The following is a 2,174-nucleotide window of genomic DNA, read 5'->3' as shown; positions in this document are numbered from 1 at the left end:
TTTGCGTTTGTTTGCGGTTATTTATTGCTGTTTTTGGCGGGGCTGCCTGTGTTTTTGCTTGCGCCCGCATCGCCACTGTCTGCGGGGGATTGCACCAATTTATCCCGTAATTCTTGCAAAGCAGAAAGTGGGTTTGCGGTTTGGGAGGGCTCAACCTCCGCCTCTACTGGGCCCGCATTGGGGGGGCTTGCGCTGTAAATATGCACCAAATCGGCGGCGTCATCCTCGGCTGCGGCATCTGGTGCGCGCGGATAATCGGGCAGGGCCAATGCCAAGGCTTCGGTCATCACGGCATATAGGTCAATTTTTGCTGGCAATGGCTCGATGCTGTCGTCTTCGGGCATCTCGGCCTCTTCGGCCTCGGGCGCCGTGAAATCTGCGATATAGCGGCGCAACACGTCGGTATCGATCCGCGTCACCACATCCGCCAAACTGACGCTGCAGGCCTGTGTCACTGTTGCGCCCAGTTGCCCCTCAAGGCGCCAATCGCTTTTGCCTTCGGGCATAATTTTGCCTGTAAAGCGCAGTTTGCGCAGCGCACGCAGCTCTAGATCATCTGCAATCTCGCGCAACGCATCCGCATCGGGGGTCAAGGCAAATGTTTTGCCGCCTGCGCGGCGCAGTTCGGCCAATGCCAAAAGATCAGGGCGTGGGCTGGCGTTTGACATGATCTCCCCTCAAGTTTCTGATCAATTTCCCCTCGAAAATGAGGGTCGCGCGATTGCAATGCTTGCTCTGTTGGTCACTGTAAGTTAAGCCCAAATGAAGACAGACGCCATGCCTGAATGTTTGCGCCCAAGCGCAGAAGGGAAGCTGGCGCTAGGGTGAGGAAGATGGGCATGGCAGAACTTCGGATCAGCACGCAGGCACGCATGGGGCGCAAGCGGGTGCGTGCAGCGGTGATTGCAGTGGCCTTTGGATTGGCTTTGTCTGGCTGCACCGAAAGTTTCCGTGACCATGGCTTTATCCCGCCGCAAGAAGAATTGGATGCCATCACCATCGGTCAGGATACCCGCGACAGCCTCGGGCAAACCCTTGGCTGCCCTGCTGGTGACGGCGTGATTGGCGAAACCACATGGTTCTATTCGCAATATAGTGTGCGCAGCTATGCATGGCGGGCGCCCGAAATTGTGAGCCGCAATATCGTGGCCGTGTCCTTTGCCGATAACGGCACCGTGTCGAATGTGGAAACCTACACGCTTGCCGATGGTCAGATTGTCGATATTTCGCGCCGCGTTACGGAAAGCTCGATCCGTGAAGTGTCGATTTTCCGTCAGGTTATGGGTAATTTTGGCCGCATCAATGTGGGTGAGTTGGTCAACGCCAACAATTAATCCTTTGTCTGCGTAACATAGGTGCATCATGCGCGAGAAGGTGGCGGGGAAATATCGGCTGCGCATGGCCCAAACCGCCGCCGATGTGACCGCCGCGCAAACCCTGCGGCACCGCGCTTTTCGCGGTGGGGCAGATGGGGCGGGTCTAGATGCGGATCCCTATGATGCGCTTTGTGACCATATCCTCATTGAAACGCAGGAAGCGGGGGAATTGGTCGCCTGCTTTCGCCTGATGTGCCTGCCCGATGGGGCATCCTTGCAGACCAGTTATTCGGCGCAGTTTTACGATTTATCGCCCCTGTCAGATTTTGATGGGCCAATGGTTGAGATGGGGCGCTTTTGTCTTGCGCCAGAGGTGCATGACCCGGACATCTTGCGTCTCGCATGGGGGGCATTGACCGCCTATGTGGATGAGATCGGGGTCAAGCTGCTCTTTGGTTGCTCGTCTTTTCGCGGTACGGATGCGCTGCCCTATCATGATGCCTTTGCGCTGTTGCGTGATCGCCATATTGCGCCCGCCCGATGGCGGCCTCAGATCAAGTCGTCCCATGTGTTTCCATTCGCGGCAAAGCTGCGGCTCAAACCCGATCTGAAACGGGCAATGGCAACGCTGCCGCCGCTTTTGCGCAGTTATTTGATGTTGGGGGGGTGGGTCAGCGATCATGCTGTGATTGATCAAGATTTGAACACGCTGCATGTGTTCACAGGGCTAGAGATTGCCGCCGTTCCGCCCGCCCGCGCGCGGCTGTTGCGTCTGGCGCGCTAAGCGGTGCAAGGGGGCCAAAGCGCGGCTGAGCGCCCATGTGCCCCCAAGCGGCAGAAGTGTTGCCCCCGTTCCCC

At 57.6% G+C, this 2,174-nt stretch carries 3 protein-coding genes; 2 read left to right on the top strand and 1 reads right to left on the bottom strand.

Features of this window, described 5'->3' with window-relative positions:
- Positions 1–17: 17 nt before the first annotated feature.
- Positions 18–668: a YceD family protein gene (locus tag ACR0IO_RS22835; protein WP_480745115.1), complete on the bottom strand. Its 651-nt coding sequence runs from the start codon at positions 666–668 to the stop codon at positions 18–20.
- Positions 669–839: 171 nt separating this feature from the next.
- Between ACR0IO_RS22835 and ACR0IO_RS22830 the strand changes: the two genes are divergently transcribed.
- Positions 840–1,334, top strand: a complete 495-nt coding sequence (locus ACR0IO_RS22830; protein WP_480745113.1) for an outer membrane protein assembly factor BamE — start codon at positions 840–842, stop codon at positions 1,332–1,334.
- 28 nt (positions 1,335–1,362) lie between these two features.
- The gene (locus tag ACR0IO_RS22825; RefSeq protein ID WP_480745111.1) at positions 1,363–2,100 is read left to right on the top strand and encodes a GNAT family N-acetyltransferase; all 738 of its coding nucleotides are present in this window, start codon (positions 1,363–1,365) and stop codon (positions 2,098–2,100) included.
- Positions 2,101–2,174: the final 74 nt, after the last annotated feature.

Source organism: Ruegeria sp. CE12 (genome assembly GCF_056537525.1).
The sequence above is the reverse complement of the archived record's forward strand: the minus strand, read 5'-3'. Positions and strand labels throughout refer to the sequence as shown.